The organism is Amycolatopsis arida, from assembly GCF_900115565.1.
Taxonomy (GTDB): Bacteria; Actinomycetota; Actinomycetes; order Mycobacteriales; family Pseudonocardiaceae; genus Yuhushiella; species Yuhushiella arida.
Genome location: NZ_FOWW01000012.1, coordinates 88,051 through 107,073, shown reverse-complemented (window position 1 = coordinate 107,073; position 19,023 = coordinate 88,051). Strand labels below are relative to the sequence as shown.

Annotated in this window: 18 protein-coding genes; 9 read left to right on the top strand and 9 right to left on the bottom strand. The window is 74.0% G+C overall.

Going from position 1 to position 19,023, the window contains the following annotated elements; genetic code table 11:
• Positions 1-106: 106 nt before the first annotated feature.
• Both BM051_RS26100 and rnhA read left to right on the top strand, forming a co-directional pair.
• Complete coding sequence (locus BM051_RS26100) at positions 107-784, top strand: MBL fold metallo-hydrolase (protein ID WP_092536111.1); 678 nt, start codon at positions 107-109, stop codon at positions 782-784.
• Positions 785-808: 24 nt separating this feature from the next.
• The gene (gene rnhA, locus BM051_RS26095; protein ID WP_177217009.1) at positions 809-1,309 is read left to right on the top strand and encodes a ribonuclease HI; all 501 of its coding nucleotides are present in this window, start codon (positions 809-811) and stop codon (positions 1,307-1,309) included.
• 74 nt (positions 1,310-1,383) lie between these two features.
• On the opposite strand, the gene BM051_RS26090 is transcribed toward rnhA, so the two are convergent.
• Genes BM051_RS26090 through BM051_RS26080 form a run of 4 tightly spaced genes read right to left on the bottom strand, consistent with a single transcriptional unit; the run spans position 1,384 to position 3,285 of the window.
• Positions 1,384-1,878, bottom strand: coding sequence for a hypothetical protein (locus BM051_RS26090; protein WP_092535954.1), 495 nt, complete (start codon positions 1,876-1,878; stop codon positions 1,384-1,386).
• Positions 1,879-1,911: 33 nt separating this feature from the next.
• Positions 1,912-2,049, bottom strand: coding sequence for a hypothetical protein (locus tag BM051_RS29270; RefSeq protein ID WP_166677642.1), 138 nt, complete (start codon positions 2,047-2,049; stop codon positions 1,912-1,914).
• A 59-nt stretch (positions 2,050-2,108) separates the two neighbouring features.
• Entirely contained in the window at positions 2,109-2,867 is a 759-nt protein-coding gene (locus BM051_RS26085) for an ABC transporter permease (RefSeq protein ID WP_092535951.1), read from the bottom strand.
• Positions 2,868-2,892: 25 nt separating this feature from the next.
• Entirely contained in the window at positions 2,893-3,285 is a 393-nt protein-coding gene (locus tag BM051_RS26080) for an NUDIX hydrolase (protein ID WP_092535948.1), read from the bottom strand.
• A gap of 61 nt (positions 3,286-3,346) precedes the next feature.
• Here BM051_RS26080 and BM051_RS26075 point away from each other — a divergent pair, with 61 nt between their 5' ends.
• A complete protein-coding gene (locus BM051_RS26075; RefSeq protein WP_092535945.1) occupies positions 3,347-4,054 on the top strand; it encodes a helix-turn-helix domain-containing protein in 708 nt (235 codons plus the stop codon).
• A 10-nt stretch (positions 4,055-4,064) separates the two neighbouring features.
• Complete coding sequence (locus BM051_RS26070) at positions 4,065-4,967, top strand: hypothetical protein (RefSeq protein ID WP_092535942.1); 903 nt, start codon at positions 4,065-4,067, stop codon at positions 4,965-4,967.
• Between the two features lie 73 nt (positions 4,968-5,040).
• Here the strand turns inward: BM051_RS26070 and BM051_RS26065 are convergent, their stop codons facing one another.
• Entirely contained in the window at positions 5,041-6,627 is a 1,587-nt protein-coding gene (locus tag BM051_RS26065) for an FGGY-family carbohydrate kinase (RefSeq protein WP_177217008.1), read from the bottom strand.
• A 218-nt stretch (positions 6,628-6,845) separates the two neighbouring features.
• Between BM051_RS26065 and BM051_RS26060 the strand changes: the two genes are divergently transcribed.
• Complete coding sequence (locus BM051_RS26060; RefSeq protein WP_092535936.1) at positions 6,846-7,847, top strand: LacI family DNA-binding transcriptional regulator; 1,002 nt, start codon at positions 6,846-6,848, stop codon at positions 7,845-7,847.
• 125 nt (positions 7,848-7,972) lie between these two features.
• On the opposite strand, the gene BM051_RS26055 is transcribed toward BM051_RS26060, so the two are convergent.
• Together BM051_RS26055 and BM051_RS26050 are read right to left on the bottom strand one after the other, a co-directional pair.
• The gene (locus tag BM051_RS26055) at positions 7,973-8,959 is read right to left on the bottom strand and encodes a substrate-binding domain-containing protein (protein WP_166677641.1); all 987 of its coding nucleotides are present in this window, start codon (positions 8,957-8,959) and stop codon (positions 7,973-7,975) included.
• Positions 8,960-9,020: 61 nt separating this feature from the next.
• Entirely contained in the window at positions 9,021-9,596 is a 576-nt protein-coding gene (locus BM051_RS26050) for an ASCH domain-containing protein (protein ID WP_092535930.1), read from the bottom strand.
• 214 nt (positions 9,597-9,810) lie between these two features.
• On the opposite strand from BM051_RS26050, the gene BM051_RS26045 reads away from it, so the two are divergent.
• Together BM051_RS26045 and BM051_RS26040 are read left to right on the top strand one after the other, a co-directional pair.
• The gene (locus tag BM051_RS26045; protein ID WP_092536105.1) at positions 9,811-10,395 is read left to right on the top strand and encodes a MerR family transcriptional regulator; all 585 of its coding nucleotides are present in this window, start codon (positions 9,811-9,813) and stop codon (positions 10,393-10,395) included.
• A gap of 50 nt (positions 10,396-10,445) precedes the next feature.
• Complete coding sequence (locus tag BM051_RS26040; protein ID WP_092535927.1) at positions 10,446-11,099, top strand: RES family NAD+ phosphorylase; 654 nt, start codon at positions 10,446-10,448, stop codon at positions 11,097-11,099.
• Here the strand turns inward: BM051_RS26040 and BM051_RS26035 are convergent.
• On the bottom strand, positions 11,086-13,083 hold the full coding sequence (locus BM051_RS26035; RefSeq protein ID WP_092535924.1) for a S9 family peptidase: 1,998 nt from the start codon (positions 13,081-13,083) through the stop codon (positions 11,086-11,088). The two genes, BM051_RS26040 and BM051_RS26035, sit on opposite strands and share 14 nt — an antisense overlap.
• Before the next feature lie 34 nt (positions 13,084-13,117).
• Positions 13,118-14,173 carry a TerC family protein gene (locus BM051_RS26030; protein WP_092535921.1) on the bottom strand — a complete coding sequence of 352 codons (1,056 nt, stop codon included), beginning with the start codon at positions 14,171-14,173 and terminating at the stop codon, positions 13,118-13,120.
• Between the two features lie 308 nt (positions 14,174-14,481).
• On the opposite strand from BM051_RS26030, the gene BM051_RS26025 reads away from it, so the two are divergent.
• Both BM051_RS26025 and BM051_RS26020 read left to right on the top strand, forming a co-directional pair.
• On the top strand, positions 14,482-17,457 hold the full coding sequence (locus BM051_RS26025) for an alpha/beta fold hydrolase (protein WP_134046028.1): 2,976 nt from the start codon (positions 14,482-14,484) through the stop codon (positions 17,455-17,457).
• A 13-nt stretch (positions 17,458-17,470) separates the two neighbouring features.
• Positions 17,471-18,394, top strand: coding sequence for an ABC transporter permease (locus BM051_RS26020; protein ID WP_092536102.1), 924 nt, complete (start codon positions 17,471-17,473; stop codon positions 18,392-18,394).
• Positions 18,395-19,023 lie beyond the last annotated feature (629 nt).

Sequence of the window (19,023 nt, the reverse complement as noted above, 5' to 3'; positions counted from 1 at the left end):
AACGGGTCGGTGCCCCGGCCGGCCGGACCCGGCGCGGCACCACGAGGGTACGTCGAGCGGTCGGAGGGCGTCGAACCGGTGGAGCCGACCGGCTACGGTGGGCGACGTGAACGTCGTGGACACCTACACCGGGCACGTGGACCCGGGCGGGGACGCCGCCCGGCGGACCCTGGGCGCGCTGACCATCACGAAGCTGTCGGTCGGGGCGATGGACAACAACACGTACCTGCTGACCTGCCGGGAGAGCAACGAGGCGCTGCTGATCGACGCGGCGGCCGACCCGGAGCGGATCTCCGACCTGGTCGGGCACGGCCCGGACCGGCCGGCGTTGCGCACCATCGTCACCACGCACCGGCATCCGGACCACTGGCAGGCGCTCGGCGCGGTGGCCGGGGCGTACGGGGCGAACACGGCGGCGCACCCCGCGGACGCCGAGCCGCTGCCGGTGCCGCCGGACTTCCTCGTCGAGCACGGCGACACGCTGACCGTGGGCGCGTGCACGCTCGAGGTGATCCACCTGCGCGGCCACACGCCGGGGTCGATCGCGCTGCTGTACCGCGACCCGGACGGGCCGCCGCACCTGTTCACCGGTGACTCGCTGTTCCCCGGTGGGGTGGGCAAGACCACCTCCCCGGAGGACTTCCGGTCGCTGATCGACGACGTCGAGCAGCGGGTGTTCGCCGTGCTGCCGGACGAGACCTGGTTCTACCCCGGCCACGGCGACGACTCCACCCTCGGCGCGGAGCGCCCCCAACTCACCGAGTGGCGCGCCCGCGGCTGGTGAGCGCGGCCGGGTAGGGTCCGCGGGGTGGACGAACCGGTCGTGGACATCTACACCGACGGCGCCTGCAGCGGCAATCCCGGGCCGGGCGGGTGGGGCGCGGTGCTGCGGTACGGCCCGCACGAGCGGGACCTGTACGGCGGCGACGCCGGTCCGACGACCAACAACCGGATGGAGCTGACCGCGCCGATCCGGGCGCTGGAGAGCCTGACGCGGCCCGCGGTGGTGCGGATCTACACCGACAGCACCTACGTGCGCAACGGCATCACGTCCTGGCTCCCGCGGTGGAAGGCCAACGGCTGGCAGACCAGCGCCCGGCAGCCGGTGAAGAACGCCGACCTGTGGCGCCGGCTCGACGAGGCCGCCGCGGACCACCGGGTGGAGTGGCACTGGGTCAAGGGCCACGCCGGCCACCCGGAGAACGAGCGGGCCGACCGGCTGGCCGTGCGCGGCGTCCGGGAGGCCACCGGCGCGCCATCGAGCGACCGGGTCACGACGGAGCCCGAGGGCGGGCTCGCCCCGGCCTGACCCCGCGCGGGACCTGGTGCGCGGAGTCGCAAGCCCATGGGGTCGGGGTGCGAGCTGGCCGGGGTCCGACGCCGTCAGTCGGACAGCGGCTCGCGCAGGGAGGCGGCCACCTCCTCCCCGTAGCGGTTTACCACGACCTGGTCGACCATCGCCTTCACCGTGGCGTCCTGCTGGGCGGCGGCCTGACCGAGCAGCTCGTCCATGGCCGCGAGCAGCGGTGTGAGGTCCACCTTCCACGCGTCGCCCTCCCGCTGGAAGTCCAGCTGGCGGAGCGTCGTGCTGCTCCGCCCGAGCACCCGCGCCGACGCCGCGTCGCCGTCCGCGGTGACGCCTCCCAGCTCCACCTCACGCAGCGTGTCGCCGTTCACCAACCCCAGGTCGACCGCGCCGCGCACCAGCTCCTCCGGCGTGTAGGTGCTCAGCTCCTCCCCGGTGAACTCGGCCCGCATCACGTAGACGGTCAGCAGGGTGGCCGGCCCGTGGCCGGTGAGCTGGTCCTCCGTCGCGGTCAGCGCCAGCTCGCGCGCCTCGTCGTAGAACCCGTACACCGACGTGGCCAGCACGGTCACGGCCGTCGCGCCGTCCTGGTCGATTGCGGCCGTTCAGTAGGTGTCGAACGCCGCGCGCACCGCCGACTGGACGTCGGCCGGGGCCTCCAGCTGCACATCAGGATGCGGACCGCACGCCCCCACGCCGAACACGACGACACCGCAGAGCAACGACCACAGAATTCGCCTCACCGGGGCAGCCTAGGCGGACAAGGGGGCCATCCGGCCGGAAGAGACCGGAACGAGACAGGTCAGCCGTGACGGCGCCAGTCGGCGTGCAGCAGGCGGGCCGCGACCAGGTGCACGGTCACCAGCACCGCCACCGACTGCGCGGCGAGCAACCCGATGAGCACCAGCAGCTGCGTCGCGCCGGCCTGGACGGGGCTGGCGCCACCGAGCAGCATCCCGACGTAGGCACCGGGCAGGGTCACCAGCCCCACCGTTCGGGTCTGGTCGAGCGCCGGCACCAACGCGTGCCCCGCGGCGGGCCGGGCGATCTCCAGCGCGGCCGGCCGCTGCGGGAACCCAAGCGCCAGCGCCGCCTCGTACTCGCCGTACCGGGTGCGCAGGTCGTCCAGCGACCGCAGCGCCGCCTGCGACGTCGCGGTCATCGCCCCGCCGATCACGATCCCGGCCACCGGCACCACCGCGACCGGCCGAACTGGCACCACACCGGCGGCCAGCACCAGCGCCAGCACCGGCGCCACCCCGGACCCGATCGCCACAGCCACCCACAGCACGTCCCTCGGCGCGCCGATCCGCCGCGCCGAGGTCACCACCGCGACCGAGAACATCAGCGCGACGAACCCGGCGGTCCACCACCCGGACCGCAGGATCACCGCGATCAGCAGCGACACCACCGCCAGTTGCACCGCCGCCCGCACTCCGGCGACGACCACTGCGCGCCCCGAGCCCACCTGCCCACGCGTCACGACCACGGCCGCGGCCAGCAGGAGCACCGCCAGCACGGCGAACAGCGCGGGTCCCGGCACGATCGACGCGTTCGTCACGGCCCCCGATCGTGCCGTACCGGGCTCAGTCGACCTCGCCGGACTCGGCGAGCAACCGCAGCGCCCGCCGGCCCGCGGGCGGGCAGCGCGGCGCGTCGGCCGAGGACAGCCACGCCAGCTCGGCGATCTCCCGCCCCGGCACGAACTCGCCGCGGTGCGCCGCCCGGTACGCGGTCATGTGCACCCTGCGCCCGTCGGCGTAGCCGTCGGCCCGCTCGTCGAACACCGCGAACAGGCGGAAGCTCAGCGGGTCCAGCTCGACGCCCAGCTCCTCGCGGATCTCCCGGCACAGCCCGGCGACGTCGCTCTCCCCCTCCTCGCGCTTGCCGCCAGGGAGGTAGAACTTCGCCCTGCCCCGGGTGCGCACGCCGAGCAACCGGCGATCCCGGACGAAGATCCACGCGAGGCTGTCGATCATCGGCGGGCTCGGCATGCGTTCACCGTAACTCGCTGTCGGACCCCGCCGGCATAATGCACCCATGTACGTCGAGCACCCGCCGCCCACCCCGCTCCGGCCGGCGATCCGCTGCCTGTGGCGCACCAGGATGCCCGAGCGCAAGCGGATCGTGCCGGATGGCTGCGTCGACATCGTCGTCGGCGCCGGCGAGGTGATCGTCGCCGGCCCGGACACCCGCGCCTGGCACACCGCGCTACCCGCCGGCGCGCTGGTACACGGCCTGCGGTTCCACCCCGGCCACGCACCCCGCGCCCTCGGCGTCGCCGCCGACGAGCTGCGCGACCTGCGGGTCCCGCTGGCCGACCTGTGGGGGCGCGGAATCGCCGACCGGCTGCTGGCCGAGCCCGCGGCGCTGCCCAACGTCGTCGCCAGCCGCCTCACCGGGGCACCGGACCCGCGGCTGGGTGTGCTGCTGGCCCGGCTGACCGCCGGGGTCCGGCTCGGCCCGGCCACCGCCGGGCTCGGCCTCGGCGAGCGCCAGCTCCGCCGGCGGTTCACCGCGGCCGTCGGCTACGGGCCGGCGCGGTATCTGCGGGTCGCCCGGCTGCAGCGGGCCATCCGGATGGCCGCGCGGGCGGCCGGCCTGGCCGACCTCGCGGCCCGCGCCGGCTACGCCGACCACGCGCACCTGTGCCGGGACTGCCAGGAGCTCACCGGGCTGTCCCCCGGCGCGTTCTTCCCGGCGTGGGTGACCGTTTCCGGCAAGCCGGCCGGCGTGCCGGCGGGCTAGCGTCAGCGCCATGAGCACACCCGACCTCGGCCGCGCCGCGGAGTTCCTCACCACCCACGCCCGGCTGCTGGAGCGCCGACTCGCCGCGCTGCACGGCGGCACCGGCGACGCCCACGGCGTGCTGGACGCCCTCGCGGCCTACCGCAACCCGGGCGGCGGGCTCGGCCACGCGCTGGAGCCCGACGTCCGCGCCCCGGACAGCCAGCCGCTCGCCGTCGACTTCGGACTCGAGGTGGTGGAGCAGGTGCTCGACTCCCCCGCCGGCCACGACCCCGAGGTGCGGGGCCGCGCCCGCGAGCTCGCCGCGGGCCTGCTGCCCTACCTGGCCGAGGTCGCCGCGCCCGGCGGCGGGCTGCCGATCGTGCTGCCCTCCGCCGCCGGCCACCCGCGTGCCGCGCACTGGGGCGACTGCCGGTTCCCACCCGGGCTGAACCCGACCGGGAACATCGTCGCCCGGCTGCGGATGCTCGGCCTCTCCTCGACCTGGCTGGACGCCGCGGAGTCCTTCTGCCGCGGGGAGATCGACGCGCTCGTCGCCGCGGCGGACCCGCCCGACGCGCACACCGCCGGCAACGCGTGGCGGTACTTGCGGTCCGCGCCCGACCGGGCCTGGGCGGAACGGAGGAGCGCCCAGCTCGCCGACCGGATGGCCGCCATGCCCCTGCTCCACCTCCACCCCGGCGAGGGGTACGGGCTGACCCCGCTCGACCTCGCGCCGACCCCCGACCATCCACTGCGCCCCCTGTTCCCGGCCGGCGCGGTGGCCGCGCACCTCACCGCACTCGGCGAGGCCCAGCAACCGGACGGGGGCTGGCCACTGGCCTGGCAGCCACCGGGTCCCGCGGCCGTGCTGGAGTGGCGCGGCGTGGTGACCGGCAACGCCCTGCGGGTGCTCACCGCCCACGACCGTTAGCGGCCGGGTCCGACGGCCCCGTCCCCACCCCGCGCGGAGAGCCCCGACGCCACCGAGGCCCCCTTGGTCGCGTTCAGCGCTCCCCTCCTGCGCGGGCTTCGCCAGCATCGCGCAACGGGGCACCTCGGGGGCTCTGGTGGCTCTGGTGGCACGACGACGCGGGGTTCTGAGCCGGGGTGTCCCGCTGCCGTTCGGCGAGGAAGTGCGCGATGTCGGCGGTGGCCGGGTACAGCACGCGGTAGCGGACGTAGAACTCGTCGTACACCGCGGTCCCGCGCTCGTCCGGGATCACGGTGTGTCGCACCGGGTTCCACTCCGCGACGTCCGGGTCGAGGCCCACGGCCACGGCCGCGAGCAGCGCGTCGCCGAGCGCGGCCCCCACCGTCTCCGCCGGCACCTGCTGCTCCGCGCCGGTCACGTCGCTGACGATCCGGGTCCACAGCCCGCCCCGCACACCACCGCCGACGGCCACCAGCCGGTGCGCCACCCCGCCCGCGTCGCGCATCACCTCGAGGTTGTGCCGGACTCCGTAGGCGATGCCCTCCAGCGCGGCCCGGTACAGCTCGGCGCGGCCGTGGCCGGTGGTCAGGCCGGCGACGACACCGCGGGCGTCCGGGTCGAACAGCGGGGTGCGCTCCCCGGCGAAGTACGGCAGCATCAGCAGCCCCCGGCTGCCGGCGGGCACCTCGGCGGCCTCCGCCACCAGCGTCGCGAAGTCCCCGCCGACCAGGCCGCGCAGCCAGTCGGTGACCGCGCCCGACGTGGCCATCCCGGCCGCGAGCGAGTACGTGCCGGGGTCGACGCCCCGGGTGGTCCACAGTCCCGGATGCGGCCGCGGGTTGGTGAGCACCTGGACGAGGAACATCGTGGTGCCGTACATGACCATGGTGTCGCCGGGCTCACGCACGCCGACGCTGGCGGCCTCGGCCCAGGCGTCGACCGTGCCCGCGGTGACCGGAAGCCCTTCCGGCAGGCCGGTCTCCGCCGCGGCGGCCGCGGTCACCGTGCCGGCCACCTCGGTCGGCCAGAGCAGCCGGGGCAGGGTGACGGTCGGGGCGACGCGGCGGGCCCAGTCCTGGGCCCAGGCCGCCGCGCGCAGGTCGTACATCGGGTCGCACTGGCTGGCCGAGTGGTGGTCGAGGACGTACTCGCCGGTGAGCCGGTGCACCAGATAGGAGCTGGCCATGAGGAACAGCTCGGCGCGCGCGGCCACGTCCGGTTCGTGCCGGGCCAGCCAGCGCCACTTCGGGCCCACCGCCTGCGACGACAGCGGCGTCCCGGCGCGACGCAGGATGGCGTCGGCGCCGAGCTCGGCGGTGAGCTCGGCGATCTCGGCCGTGGCCCTGGTGTCGACGCCGTAGAGGATCGCCGGCCGCAGGGGACGGCCCGCCGCGTCGGCTGGCAGCAGCACCGGGCCGATACCACTCACCGCCAGCCCGGCCAGCGGGCGTCCGGCCGCGGCGTCGAGCAGCTCCCGGCTCAACGCACGGAAGTCCGCCCACCACACGGCCTCGGCGTCGTGCTCCACCCAGCCGGGGCGCGGGGTCGCCGTGCGGTGCGCCCGGCCGACCTTGGCGAGCACTTCCCCGCGCGGGCTCACCAGCACTCCCTTGGCGCTCGCCGTGCCGATGTCGATGCCCAACAGCAACCCGTCCGGCACGGCTAGCTCCGCGACCACGCGTCGAGTCCCACGTCGAGCCACTCTGCCACGCGGCGCGGCCAGGCGGCCCACGACCATCCGGGGAGACGGTGGTCACATTCGCGCGTGCTCAGCGCCGTTTCCCGTCGTCAACTCACTCGCCGCGGCGAGTAATCGATTTCTTCGTCGATTATTCTCGCTCGGGATCGACGAGAACGGATACGAGGAGGGGTGGGCGCGTGGCGACCATCAGCGACGTGGCCGCGAGGGCCGGTGTCTCCACCGCGACGGTGTCCAGGGCGCTGAACGGGAAGTCCACAGTGGACCCGCAGCTGGTGGCCAGGGTGCTCGCGGCCGCCGAGGAGCTCGGCTACCACCCCAACGGGCTGGCCCGCAACCTCCGCCGGCAGGAGACGGCCGTGCTCGCACTGGTCATCTCCGACGTGGCCAACCCGTTCTTCACCGCGATCGCCCGTGGCGTCGAGGACGTCGCCCAGGACGCCGGGTACTCGGTGGTGCTGTGCAACTCCGACGAGAACCCGGACAAGGAGCGGCGCTACCTCGACGTGGCACTGCAGGAGCGGGTGGCCGGGGTGATCATCTCCCCCACCGGTCCGGCCACCAGCGTGGACGTGCTCACCCAGCGCGGCACCCCGGTGGTGGCGGTCGACCGGCCGCTCACGGGGCGGTCCGCCGACCAGGTGCTGGTGGACACCAGGGCCGCCGCGCAGGAGGCCACGGCGCACCTGCTGGCCGGTGGCTACCGCAGGGTGGGCTGCGTGACCGGACCGGAGGGGGTGCGCACCGCCGACGACCGGCTCGCCGGGTACCAGGACGCGCTGCGCGCCGCCGGGCTACCCCGGACCGGCCGGTGGGTGCGCCGGGTGGAGTACCACCTTCCGAGCGGGGCGCGGGCGGCGGCGGGTGACCTGCTGGCGCTGCCCGAGCCACCGGACGCGCTGCTGGTCGCCAACAACCCCACGGCGATCGGCGCGCTGGAGGCGCTGGCCGAGCGCGGGCTGCGACCGGGCCGGGACGTGGGCGTGGTGGCGTTCGACGACGTGCCGTGGGCAACGCTGATGGACCCGCCGCTGAGCGTGGTCACCCAGCCCGCCTACGAGATCGGCACGGAGGCCGCGCGGATGCTGCTGGCGCGGATCGCCGACGGCACCCGCCGGCCGAGCACCCGGGTCCTCGCCGCCACGCTGATCACCCGCGCCAGCTCGCGCCGCACCCCCTGACGGCGCGTGCCCGCCACGACACCGACATCCGTGTCCGCGCGCCACGCACACGTGTCCGCGCGCCACGCACACGTGTCCGCGCCGCACGACGTGGAGACACGTACACAGCACGCGGACACGTGGGGTCAGCGGATGAAGTCGGTGACGTTGGCGGGGGTGACCAGCCGCAGGGGTAGCGGCTGCCGCTTGGGGACCGGCTGGCAGTCGACCAGCAGCCGCCGGGACGTCTCGACCGCCTCCCTGCCGCCGGTGCTGTGGTACACCAGCGCGGCGAACCGGCCTTCGGCGACGGCGGCCACGCCATCGGACTCGCCCGTCAGCCCGGTGACCGCCACGATCGGCAGATCGGCCCGGCCGGCGGCCACGGCCGCCTGGTGCGCGCCCTCGGCCATCTCGACGTTGTGGGCGAACAGCCCCCGCAGGTCCGGGTGCTCGCCGAGGATCTCCGCGGTCATCCTCCGCGCCTCGTCCCGCAGCCAGTCGGCGTCGCGGGCGGCGACCAGCCGCGTCGAGGTGCCGGCCAGCGCCTCCGCCAGCCCGGCGGCCCGGTCGCGGGCCGCCGCCGAGCCGGGCAGCCCGCGCAACTCGGCCACCGGGCCCCCGTCCGGCAGCGCGCCGGCGAGGAAGTGGCCGGCCTCCCTGCCGATGGCGATATCGTCGGGGGCGACCAGCGCGGTGTAGTCGTCGCGCTTGACGTCCCGGCCCAAAACGATCACCGGAACGCCCTGGTCGAAGGCCTTCTTCACGATGCCGGTGAGCGGGGTCGGCTCGTTCGGGCTGACGATCAACAGGTCGACCGGCTGGCGCAGGAACTCCTCGATCTGCGCCACCTGCCGCGAGTTGTCCTCGACCGCGTCGGCGAACCGCACGGTGAGCTGCGGCACCTCCGCGGCGGCCGCCCGCACGTCCTCGTCCTGCCGCCGGTAGAAGGACTCGGCAAGGTTCGCCTGGCTCATCCCGATCGTGTAGCTGCCGTCCGGGCCGCACCGGGGCGGCACGGCGCCCTCGCCCACGGGGCTGGGCGCCGCGTCCCGAGGCGCGGCGCAACCGGGCAACACGAGCAGGCCGGCGAGGACCGCCGCGGCCAGCCGGCCGCGGGTGCTCGGTCTCATGGTGGTCACTCCTGGCATCGAACGGCACGGGCCACGGTCACGGCCGCGCATGGTCTGGCGGTCAGGCGGGGGAGACGCGGAAAGCGCGGCCCCGTGGGGACAATCTATAGCCGACCGGGAGGCTCTCGGTGAGCCCCAGGTTCTTCAGCTTCCGCACGTCGGCCTTGACCTCCGCCACCGGCCGGCCGCGGCGCGCCGCGAGGTCGGCCGCCCGCTCGCCCGGGTGGTCGGCGACCAGCCGCAGCAGCTCCCGGGTCCACGGCCCGTGCCGGCTGGCCCGGTCCAACCGGTCGAGGGCGGCCCGCAGCCGGTCCAGCTCCACTCCCTCGGCGACCCGCTCCCGCAACTCCTCCCTCGGGTCCGGGCCGGCGAGGGCCAGCGCGATCCGGTAGACCTGCCCGTCGGGGCGAGTGGCGAGGTCGGCGCGCACCGCGTCGGCATCGGGGTAGCCCGCGCTGCGAGCGTCGGCGTCGGTGATGTCCTCGGGCCGCACCGGGTCCACGGCGTCGATCCGCAGCACGCCCACCGCGGTACGCAGCGTCCCGCCCGACCGCACCGTGGGCCGGCGCCACCGGCGGAAGGCCACGGTGACCCTGCCCGCGGCGATGTGCTCCAGGATGTCACGGCTGAGCAGCATCGATCCCCCTTCCGGCCGTGCTGGTCACCGACATGATCGCACCGCCCGGCAGTGACGATCGACCCTGGACATCACCACCCGTGCCGGGCACACTGTCCCTCGGTCGTATACATCTCGTGTTGCTTCGTGTGCGGTCTGTACCGACTCCTGGTGAATCGGCGCACAATTGGGGTAGGAAGCGCACGAACCCGCACACACGGGATACCCTATGCACATGACGATCGCGTTGGAGAACATCCTGGCGAAGGTAGGGCTGAAAGTGGACGCCACCGAGTTCCTCACCATGGTCGAGGACGCGGCGCGCAAGCTGGCACCGCCGAACCCCGACCCGTCGCACTTCTTCTCCGCGGATCAGCGGGCCGCGTTGACCCAGGTCGGGCTGGACCTGTCGGCGCACCGCGACGACGAGCCGGACTACCGGGCCAGGGCCGTCGCCACGGACACCGTGCTCGCCGAGTCCTCGCTGACCGTCGGCGAGGCCGCCGCCCGCCTCGGCGTGGACGACAGCCGTATCCGCCACCGGCTCAAGGACCGCAGGCTCACCGGCTGGAAGGACCAGGGCGGCTGGCGGTTGCCGAACTGGCAGTTCACCGGCAGCGGCGTGCTGCCCGGCCTGGACGTCGTGCTGCGGGCCGTCCCGGACGACCAACCGGCGCTGGTGGTCGCCGCGTTCATGAACACCCCCCAGTCCGACCTGGAGATCAACGACCGGCCCGCCACCCCACGGCAGTGGCTGCTGGCCGGAGGGGACCCCGAGCGTGTGGCGCAGCTCGCAGCCACACTCGGCACACCCTTCTAGGCTGGCATCGGCCGAACACGATCTCACCGAAGGACAGGTAACCGCTTCACATGGCAAGGCTGCCTCTGCCGCCAGCGCGTGCCGTCCTGGTCAACGAGCTGCGCCGGACAGAGGACATCGTCGCGGTTCACCCGGCGACCAGGCTGGTGCGCATCTTCACCGCGCACGGCAACCACCCGCAGCAGTGGAACACGTTCCGCTACACGGGTCCGCTGCCGCACGGTCGGTTCGACCCGCAGCAACCCCGCCGCGGCGCGCCGGTCACCGACCGTGCCAACGGCGTGCTCTACTTCGGGCTGTCCGTGCGCACCAGCGTGGCCGAGGTGTTCCAGACGACGTCGACCGTGGACCGCAAGACCCGGGGGCCCCGACTGGTCGTCGTCCGGCCGCGGCGCACGCTGCGGCTGCTGGACCTGTCCGGGCTGTGGCCGACCAGGGTGGGCGCCTCGCAGGAGATCTCCAGCGGGCCGAAGAAGATCACCCAGGCGTGGGCGCGGGCGATCCGCGCCGCGTTCGGCGACCTCGACGGCCTGTGGTACCGCTCCTCGATGGACGGCGGCGACCCGGCGATCTGCCTGTGGGACCCGCCGGCCGGGTCGGCCCTGCCACGGGAGCCGGACGTGCTGCTCCCGCTCGACCACCCCGGGCTGGACGTTCCGCTCGCCCGGGTCTGCGAGGAGCTCAACTACGTCATGCTGAACTAGTGCCGCCGAGGTGGCGGTCCCACCACTCCAGCACGGCGTCGAACCGCTGCCGGCGGTGCCGCGGCCGGCCCGAGCGGCTCAACTCGTGCCCCTCGCCGGGGAACAGCAGCAGCTCGGCCGGGGCTCCGCGCAGCCGCAGCGCCACGAACATCCGCTGCGCCTGCTCCAGCGGGCAACGCCAGTCCTGCTCGGAGTGCACGACGGCGAACGGGATGCCGATCCGGTCCGCATAGGTCAGCGGACTGCGCCGGCGCTGCTCCTCGGGGTCGGTGCCGACATAGGAATCGGTGAACTCCCAGCCGATGTCCGAGCTGCCGGTGAAGGAGTCCCAGGCGTTGACCGCTCGCTCGCTCCACGCCGCGCGGAACCGCTCGCCGTGGTGCGCGGCCAGCCAGCCGGTCATGAACCCGCCGTAGGAGCCGCCCATCACCCCGACCCTGGCCGGGTCGAGGTCGGGGCGGGCCAGCGCGGCGTCCAACATGGCCAGGACGTCGCCGGCGTCCACCGTGCCGAGCCGGCGCACGATCGACCGCCCGTGCTCCTGGCCGTAGCCGGCCGACCCGCGCGGGTTGGTCAGCACCACCGCGTACCCGGCTGAGGCGTAGACCTGCGCCTCGTCGAACACGGCCCAGGTGTAGTGCGCGAACGGGCCGCCGTGCACGGCCAGTACCACCGGGTGCGGCCCCTCGCCCTCCGGCACGACCACCCAGCCGTGCACGGGGTAGCCGTCGGCCGACTCGGTGGTCAGCTCCTCCAGCGGCCGCAGCCCGGCGGACCGCAGCGGCGCGGAGAAGTCGGTCAGCACGCGGGGCACGGTACGGGTCTGCCCGTCGAGCAACACGACGTCGCCGGTGCTGTCGGCGGTCGCGACCACCGCGGCGACCGCGGCGCCGTCGACGGCGAAGCCGCGCACCACCCCGCGCTCTCCGGCCAGCAGCGGCAGGGTGTCCAGCGCGGCCTCCCGCGCGGTGCACGGCACGGCACGCAGCTCCTCGGCGCCACGGTGACGCACCACGACGAGCACCTCGTCACCCCGGCGCGCCGGCGGCCCCGCCGAAGGGGCGCAGTCCACCGACTCCACCTCGGTCAACCGGCGCGGCTCGGCCGGCGCACCGTCGAGCCGCAGCTCGGCCGCCCAGAGGCTGGTGTTGCGGCCGGCCATGTCGACGCCGGGGAACTCCGCGCCAAAGAACCAGACGGTGCCGTCGGCGTCGACGGCGGGCATGGCCGCCGTGCCGGCGGTGCGCACCGCGAGCACCGGGTCGCCGCCCTCGGCCGGCACGGCGTAGAGGTCGCTGTGCAGGGTCTCCACCCGCCCCCAGTCCCGCTCGGCGACCACCACGACGTGCCGCCCGTCCCGCGTCCACGCCGGGTCGTGCACGTCGGTGCGGTCGTCGGTCAGTGGCGCCGGGTCGGTGCGCTCACCGGTCTCGGCCGCGCGCAGGGCGGCGGGCACGTCGAGCACGAACAGCCGCTTCGGCCGGTCGAGCCGGAAGCCCAGGTCGTCCACCCGGTAGTCGAGCCGAGTGATCCTCCGCGGAGCCTCCGCCGCCGGCTCCAGTGCCTCGTCCTCATCTTCGAGAGGCGTGCCGTAGCGGCCCGGCTCGGGTACCCGCGCGGTGAACGCGAGCCGGGTGGAGTCCGCGGCCCACACCGGCGCGTCCACCCCGAGCGGCAGCGCGGTGAGCCGGACCGGCTCGCCACCGCCGGCCGGCATCACGTGCAGCTGGGGCTTGGCCTCCGCGCCGGTGCCGTCGCCGGCACGGAGGAACGCCACCCAGCGGCCGTCCGGTGAGATCGCCGGCGCGCTGTCCCGCGGGCCGTGGGTCCAGTGGGATGTCCCGCCGTCCGGGGACACCCGGTGCAGCCCGCCCCGGCAGGTGTCGGTGGCCAGGTCGGGCCGGGTGACCCCGACGAGGAGGAGGTCGCCGCGCAGCGCGGGCAGGCCGGGAGTCGCGAGGAGATCGAGATCGGAGGATCGCACGAGCGCGACCGTACCCGATCTTTAGCCGGTCTAACTACCTCACGTCGTGCGGCTGCCCGGCCTCGGCCCGGTCGGTTTCGCTCCGCTCGACCTCCACGCGCTCCTCCGGCGACGACGCGTGCAGCTCGAGGTTCACCCCGCTGGCGCCGGGGTCCTTGCGGGACTTGTACAGGCTGGCGAGCGTGGTCACGGTCAGGACGACGACGATCACGCCGAGCGACATCCAGTTGTTGATCTCCATCCAGGCCGGCGTCACGTGGTACTCGTGCAGCGCGTGCAGGAACAGCTTGGCGCCGATGAACCCGAGGATGATCGCCAGCCCGTAGGACAGGTACACCAGCCGGGTGACCAGGCCGCCGAGCAGGAAGTACAACTGCCGCAGGCCCATCAGCGCGAAGGCGTTCGCCGTGAAGACCAGGTAGGCGTCCTGGGTGATGCCGAAGATCGCTGGGATGGAGTCCACCGCGAAGAGCAGGTCGGCGCTGCCGATCGCCACGATCACCACGAACATCGGGGTGATCCAGCGCTTGCCGTCCTTCTTCACGAACGACTTGTGGCCGATGTAGTCGTCGGTGACCGGGAAGACCTTGCGCACCCAGCGGACGACGACGTTCTCGTGGTACTCCTCGTGCGCGCCGGTGTTGCGCACCATGCTCACGGCCGTCCACACCAAAATCGCGCCGAAGAGGAAGAACACCCAGACGAACGTGGCGATCAGCGCGGCGCCCACGGCGATGAACACGCCGCGCATCGCCAGCGCCAGCAGGATGCCGATGAGCAGGACCCGGTGCTGGTGGATGGCGGGCACCCGGAACGAGGCGATGATCACCATGAAGATGAACAGGTTGTCCACGCTCAGCGAGTACTCGGTGATGTAGCCGGTGAAGAACTCCACTCCGGAGTCGTGCCCGCCGAAGAACCACACCCCGATGCCGAAGAGCACCGCACAGGTGACGTAGAAGGAGACCCACCTGGCGGCCTCACCCGTGGTGACCTGGTGCGGCTTCCGATCGACGATCACCAGGTCGACCGCGATCAGGGCGAGCAACCCACCGATCGTCGCGAGCCACAGCCAGAAGGGCACGGTCATCGAGAGAACCTCCGGTTAGCGGGGTTGGGGAACCACTACCGGAGGTCTCTTCCACCGGCCGAGCCGGTCGGCGGTGCCGGGTGCCGGCGACCCCTCAGGCCCCGGCAGCCGTGTTGACGACACCACCGCGAAGGAATACTCCCCTCCACGTCGCTCGAGTATCTTCTCGGTTGCCGAGCGTCGGCGCCAGCCAAGGTTGCCTTGGTCACCGCAATTACCAGGGTAACGTCCGTCACAGTCGCTTTCCGCCGGTCCTCGAGCGGGTACCCACAGCGATCTCTCAGGAAACGCCGAATACGGTCACCTCCGTGCCCTTCCCCGCACCCTCCCCGCGCGCCCGTCGCGGCCGACTCGTCGCCGTCCTCGCCGTGGCCGTCCTGCTCGCCGGTGGCGGCCTCGTCTGGCTCGTCCCCGAGACCGACCCACCGCCGGTGCGCACCGAGGAAGCGATCCTCGAGGTGCCCGCCGCGCCGGGATCGGCCGAACGGATCGCCATCGACACGACGCTGTACGTCCCGCAGCGCTCACCCGCGCCCGCCGTGCTGCTGCCGCACGGGTTCGGCGGGGACAAGAACAGCGTCGCCGGGCAGGCCCGCGAGCTCGCCGAGCGCGGGATGGTGGTGCTGGCCTACTCCGCGCGCGGGTTCGGCCGCAGCGGCGGGCGGATCGCGCTGAACGACCCCGACCACGAGGTGGCCGACGCCAGCCGGCTGCTGGACCACCTCTCCTCCCGCCCGGAGGTACTGCTCGACGGCGCCGGCGACCCCCGGGTGGCGGTCACCGGCGCGTCCTACGGAGGCGCGCTGGCCCTGCTGCTGGCCGGCACCGACCGCCGGGTGGACGCGATCGCCCCGGCGATCACCTACAACGACCTCGGCGAGGCACTGATCCCGAACGCGGCCACCACCGGCGAGGTCGCCGCCGACACGCCGGCGGCCGGCGCGTTCGCGCCGGGCGGGGTGTTCAAGCGGTCGTGGGCGGGCATCTTCTTCTCCGCGGGGTCCGGCGCACCGGCCGGAGGGCCGGGCGGCGAGGCGCTCGAACCGGGGGTCGAACCGGACGACCAGGATCTCGGCACCGACCAGGGCGGTGCCGGGCAACCCGGCTCGGCGGCGCCGGACGGCTCGGCGTCGGATGGCTCGGCGTCCGATGGCTCCGCGTCGGGCGGTTCGGTGGAGGGCGGCGCCGAGCCAGGCCGGTCCGGGCGGAGCGGGGGCGCGGCGCCGGCCCGACCCCGCTCCGCGGCCGACCCCTGTGGCCGCTTCACGGCGGAGGTGTGCCGGGCCTACGCCGACGTGGCCACCGACGGCGTCGCCGACGAGCGGACCCGCGACCTGCTGCGCCGGGTCTCCCCCGCGTCGGTCACCGGCGACATCACCGTGCCGACGCTGCTGGTCCAGGGCGAGAACGACACGCTGTTCGGCCTGGACCAGGCCGACGCGACCGCGCGGCAGGTCAGCGCGGCGGGCGGCGAGGTCGACGTCGTCTGGTACGTCGGCGGGCACGACGGCGGCTCCCCGGGACCGCAGCTGCGCGGCCGCATCGCCGACTGGCTGGCCCACCGGCTCACCGGCGAGGCCGAGCACCCCGGCACGTCGTTCCGCTACGAGGTACAGGGCTCGCTGCGGGCCAACGGCACGCCGTCGGTGCGGGCGGTCGACGCGGCAGGCTACCCCGGCCTGCACGGCGGGACCACCGACTTCCGCACGGTGGCGCTCGGCGGTGAGCAGCAGCTCATCGTGCACCCGCCGGGCGGGAGCCCGGCCGCGGTCAGCGGCATCCCCGGGCTCAACCGGCTGGTCACCTCGTCGAACCGGCTGGCGGGGTTGTTCGGCTTCGACCCGCCGGGCCAGTCGGCGCGGTTCACGTCCACTCCGATGGACACGCAGCTGCTGGTCACCGGCGCGCCGCGGGTCCGGCTGCGGGTCGCGGCGGAGGGACCGGTGCCGCCGTCGGGCGCGGTGCTGTTCGCCAAGCTCTACGACGTCAACCCCGACGGCACGCGGACGCTGCCGGGCAGCGCGGTGGCGGCGTTCCGGATCCCGTCGCTGCCCACCGACGGCACCCCCGTGGAGGTGACCGTCACCCTCCCGGGGATCGTGCGGCCGGTCGAGACGGGGCACGCGCTGCAGCTCGTCGTCGGCACCACCGACCAGAGCTACGCCACCCCGCCCGAGGCGGCCACCTACTCGGTGTCCCTGGCCGGGGATGCCGGGCTGGCCGTGCCGGTGGTGCCGGGCACGCCGGCGAGCAGCGGCTGGCCGCTCCCCCAGCTGCTGGGCGTCGCCGGCGTGCTGGCCGCGGTGGCGCTGGTGACCGGGGTGGCCGCGCTGCGCCGACGGCGGGCGCACGAGGTGGACCCGGGCCTCGCCGACGTTCCGCTGGTGATCGAGAGCCTGACCAAGTCCTACCCCGGCGGGCTGACCGCGGTGAAGGACCTGTCGTTCCGGGTGGAGCCCGGGCAGGTACTCGGCCTGCTCGGCCCGAACGGTGCCGGCAAGACCACCACCCTGCGGATGCTGATGGGGTTGATCACGCCGAGCTCCGGTGAGATCCGCGTGTTCGGGCACAAGGTCGCGCCCGGCGCGCCGGTACTGTCCCGGATCGGCTCCTTCGTGGAGGGCGCCGGGTTCCTGCCGCACCTGTCCGGCGCGGCGAACCTGCGGCTGTACTGGGCGGCTACCGGCCGGCCGGCGGAGAAGGCGCACATCGCCGAGGCGCTGGAGATCGCCGGGCTCGGCGACGCGGTGCACCGCAAGGTCCGCACCTACAGCCAGGGTATGCGCCAGCGGCTGGCCATCGCGCAGGCGATGCTCGGGCTGCCGGAGCTGCTCGTGCTCGACGAGCCCACCAACGGGCTGGACCCGCCGCAGATCCACCAGATGCGCGAGGTGCTGCGCCGCTACGCCGCGACCGGGCGGACCGTGCTGGTGTCCAGCCACCTGCTCGCCGAGGTGGAGCAGACCTCGACGCACGTGGTGGTGATGCACCGGGGCGCGCTGGTGGCGGCGGGCGAGGTCGGCGACATCGTCGGCGCCGGCGGCGAGGCCACGTTCCGGGTCGATCGGCCGGAGGCGGCGGCGGAGGCGCTGCGCGCGGTCGGCGGGGTGTCCGAGGTGGACGTCGACGGCACGCTCGTGCACGCCGACCTCGACGGGCTGCCCCGGTCGGCGGCGGTGGCCGCGCTGGTGCGGGCCGGCGTGTCGGTGGAGCAGGCCGGGCCGCGACGCCGGTTGGAAGACGCGTTCCTGCAGCTGGTCGGAGAGGGTGGATCGGGTGAGTGAGTCCTCGGACCGGATGGTGGACACCGGTGTGCACACCGACCCGGCCGCGCTGCGCGAGCTCACTGACGCGGCCCGGCACGAGCCCACCGAGGTGGGCCCGGACGGAGCGGTCGCCAGCTACCGGGCGAGCCGCACGTTGCGGCTCGGTGTCGAGCTGCGCCGGCAGCTGCGCCGGCGGCGGACCCAGTTCGTGCTGGGCTTCGTCGCGCTGCTGCCGTTCATCCTGGCGCTGGCCTTCGAGCTCGGGGAGGACAACCCGCGCCGGTCGGGCGGGTTCATCGACCTGGCCACCGCCAGCGCGCCGAACTTCGTGGTGCTGGCGCTGTTCGTGTCCGGGACGTTCCTGCTGCCGATGATCGTGGCGCTGTTCTTCGGCGACACGATCGCCAGCGAGGCGTCGTGGTCAAGCCTCAAGTATCTGCTCGCGATCCCGGTGCCCCGGCAACGCCTGCTGCGGCAGAAGGCGGTCGCGTCGGCACTGCTGTCCGCGGCGGCGCTGACGTTGCTGCCGCTGGTGGCGCTCGGCGTCGGCGTCGTCTGGTACGGAGCGGGCGACGCGGTGAGCCCCACCGGCGACGCGGTGCCGTTCGGGGACAGCATCGTCGCGATGGCACTCGCGGTGGCCTACATCGTCGTGCACCTCGCCTGGGTCGCCGGGCTGGCGTTGCTGCTGAGCGTGTCCACCGACGCGCCGCTCGGCGCGGTGGGCGGCGCGGTGCTGGTGTCGATCCTGTCGCAGATCCTCGACCAGATCACCGCGCTCGGCGGGCTGCGCGACTTCCTCCCGACGCACTTCGCGTTCGCGTGGATGGACCTCATCGCGACCGATGTGGACTGGACGAACATCGCCAACGGGGTGCTGTCGGCCGTGATCTACGCGTCGGCGTTCGGGTTGCTCGCGGCGCGCCGGTTCGCCACGAAGGACATCACCAGCTGACCCGACCACCAGGCTGACCGTCACCGGCTGGGCCGTCGACCAGCTGAGCCCCACCGGCTGAGCGGGTTCCTCGGCTCGATCCTCCTCCTCGGAGCTCTGGCCTTACCCCGGGGCTCTTGCTCCGGGGGCGTCGCTGCTTTCGGGGCGGCGTCGCGGGTGGTCCGTAGGTGGTTGGGTCCAAAGACCATTCCGGATGGGTGATTCCTACCCACGGGTCGTCCTGCGTTGGTGGTCGCCACGGAATCACCCATCCGGCCCGGACTCGGTGGTCGCCTTGGCGAGGTTGGGACTTCCCGGTACAGGATCGAGTGGATGGTTCGGTGTCGTCGGTGGCTGGGTGAGGGGCTCGGGTTGGGGCGGTCGCGCAGGGAACCGTGAGGTAGGGAGAGGTAAGGAGAGCCGGGACGTCTGTGGCACGCTGCCCGCGGCTACCCGCGCCAGCGTGTTCGCCCGCTCCCGTCACCGTGTTCGCCGCCCGCGTCACGGTGTTCGCTCGTGTTCGGCGCCCCGTCACATTGTTTGCCGCTCACGTCTCATTGGGGCACACGCTGTCCTCGTTGGCGTGTTTGCCATCCCCGTCAGTGGCTTTACCGCCCCGTCGTTGTGTTTGCCGTTCCCGTCGGCGTGGT

Excerpts from the sequence above, each read along its gene's own strand:
- BM051_RS26055 (WP_166677641.1), bottom strand. The coding sequence starts at position 8,959 with ATGAGACCGAGCACCCGCGGCCGGCTGGCCGCGGCGGTCCTCGCCGGC.
- BM051_RS26075 (WP_092535945.1), top strand. The coding sequence starts at position 3,347 with ATGTACGTCGAGCACCCGCCGCCCACCCCGCTCCGGCCGGCGATCCGC.
- BM051_RS26070 (WP_092535942.1), top strand. The coding sequence starts at position 4,065 with ATGAGCACACCCGACCTCGGCCGCGCCGCGGAGTTCCTCACCACCCAC.
- BM051_RS26080 (WP_092535948.1), bottom strand. The coding sequence starts at position 3,285 with ATGATCGACAGCCTCGCGTGGATCTTCGTCCGGGATCGCCGGTTGCTC.
- BM051_RS26020 (WP_092536102.1), top strand. The coding sequence starts at position 17,471 with ATGGTGGACACCGGTGTGCACACCGACCCGGCCGCGCTGCGCGAGCTC.
- BM051_RS26045 (WP_092536105.1), top strand. The coding sequence starts at position 9,811 with ATGACGATCGCGTTGGAGAACATCCTGGCGAAGGTAGGGCTGAAAGTG.
- BM051_RS26050 (WP_092535930.1), bottom strand. The coding sequence starts at position 9,596 with ATGCTGCTCAGCCGTGACATCCTGGAGCACATCGCCGCGGGCAGGGTC.
- BM051_RS26030 (WP_092535921.1), bottom strand. The coding sequence starts at position 14,173 with ATGACCGTGCCCTTCTGGCTGTGGCTCGCGACGATCGGTGGGTTGCTC.
- BM051_RS26040 (WP_092535927.1), top strand. The coding sequence starts at position 10,446 with ATGGCAAGGCTGCCTCTGCCGCCAGCGCGTGCCGTCCTGGTCAACGAG.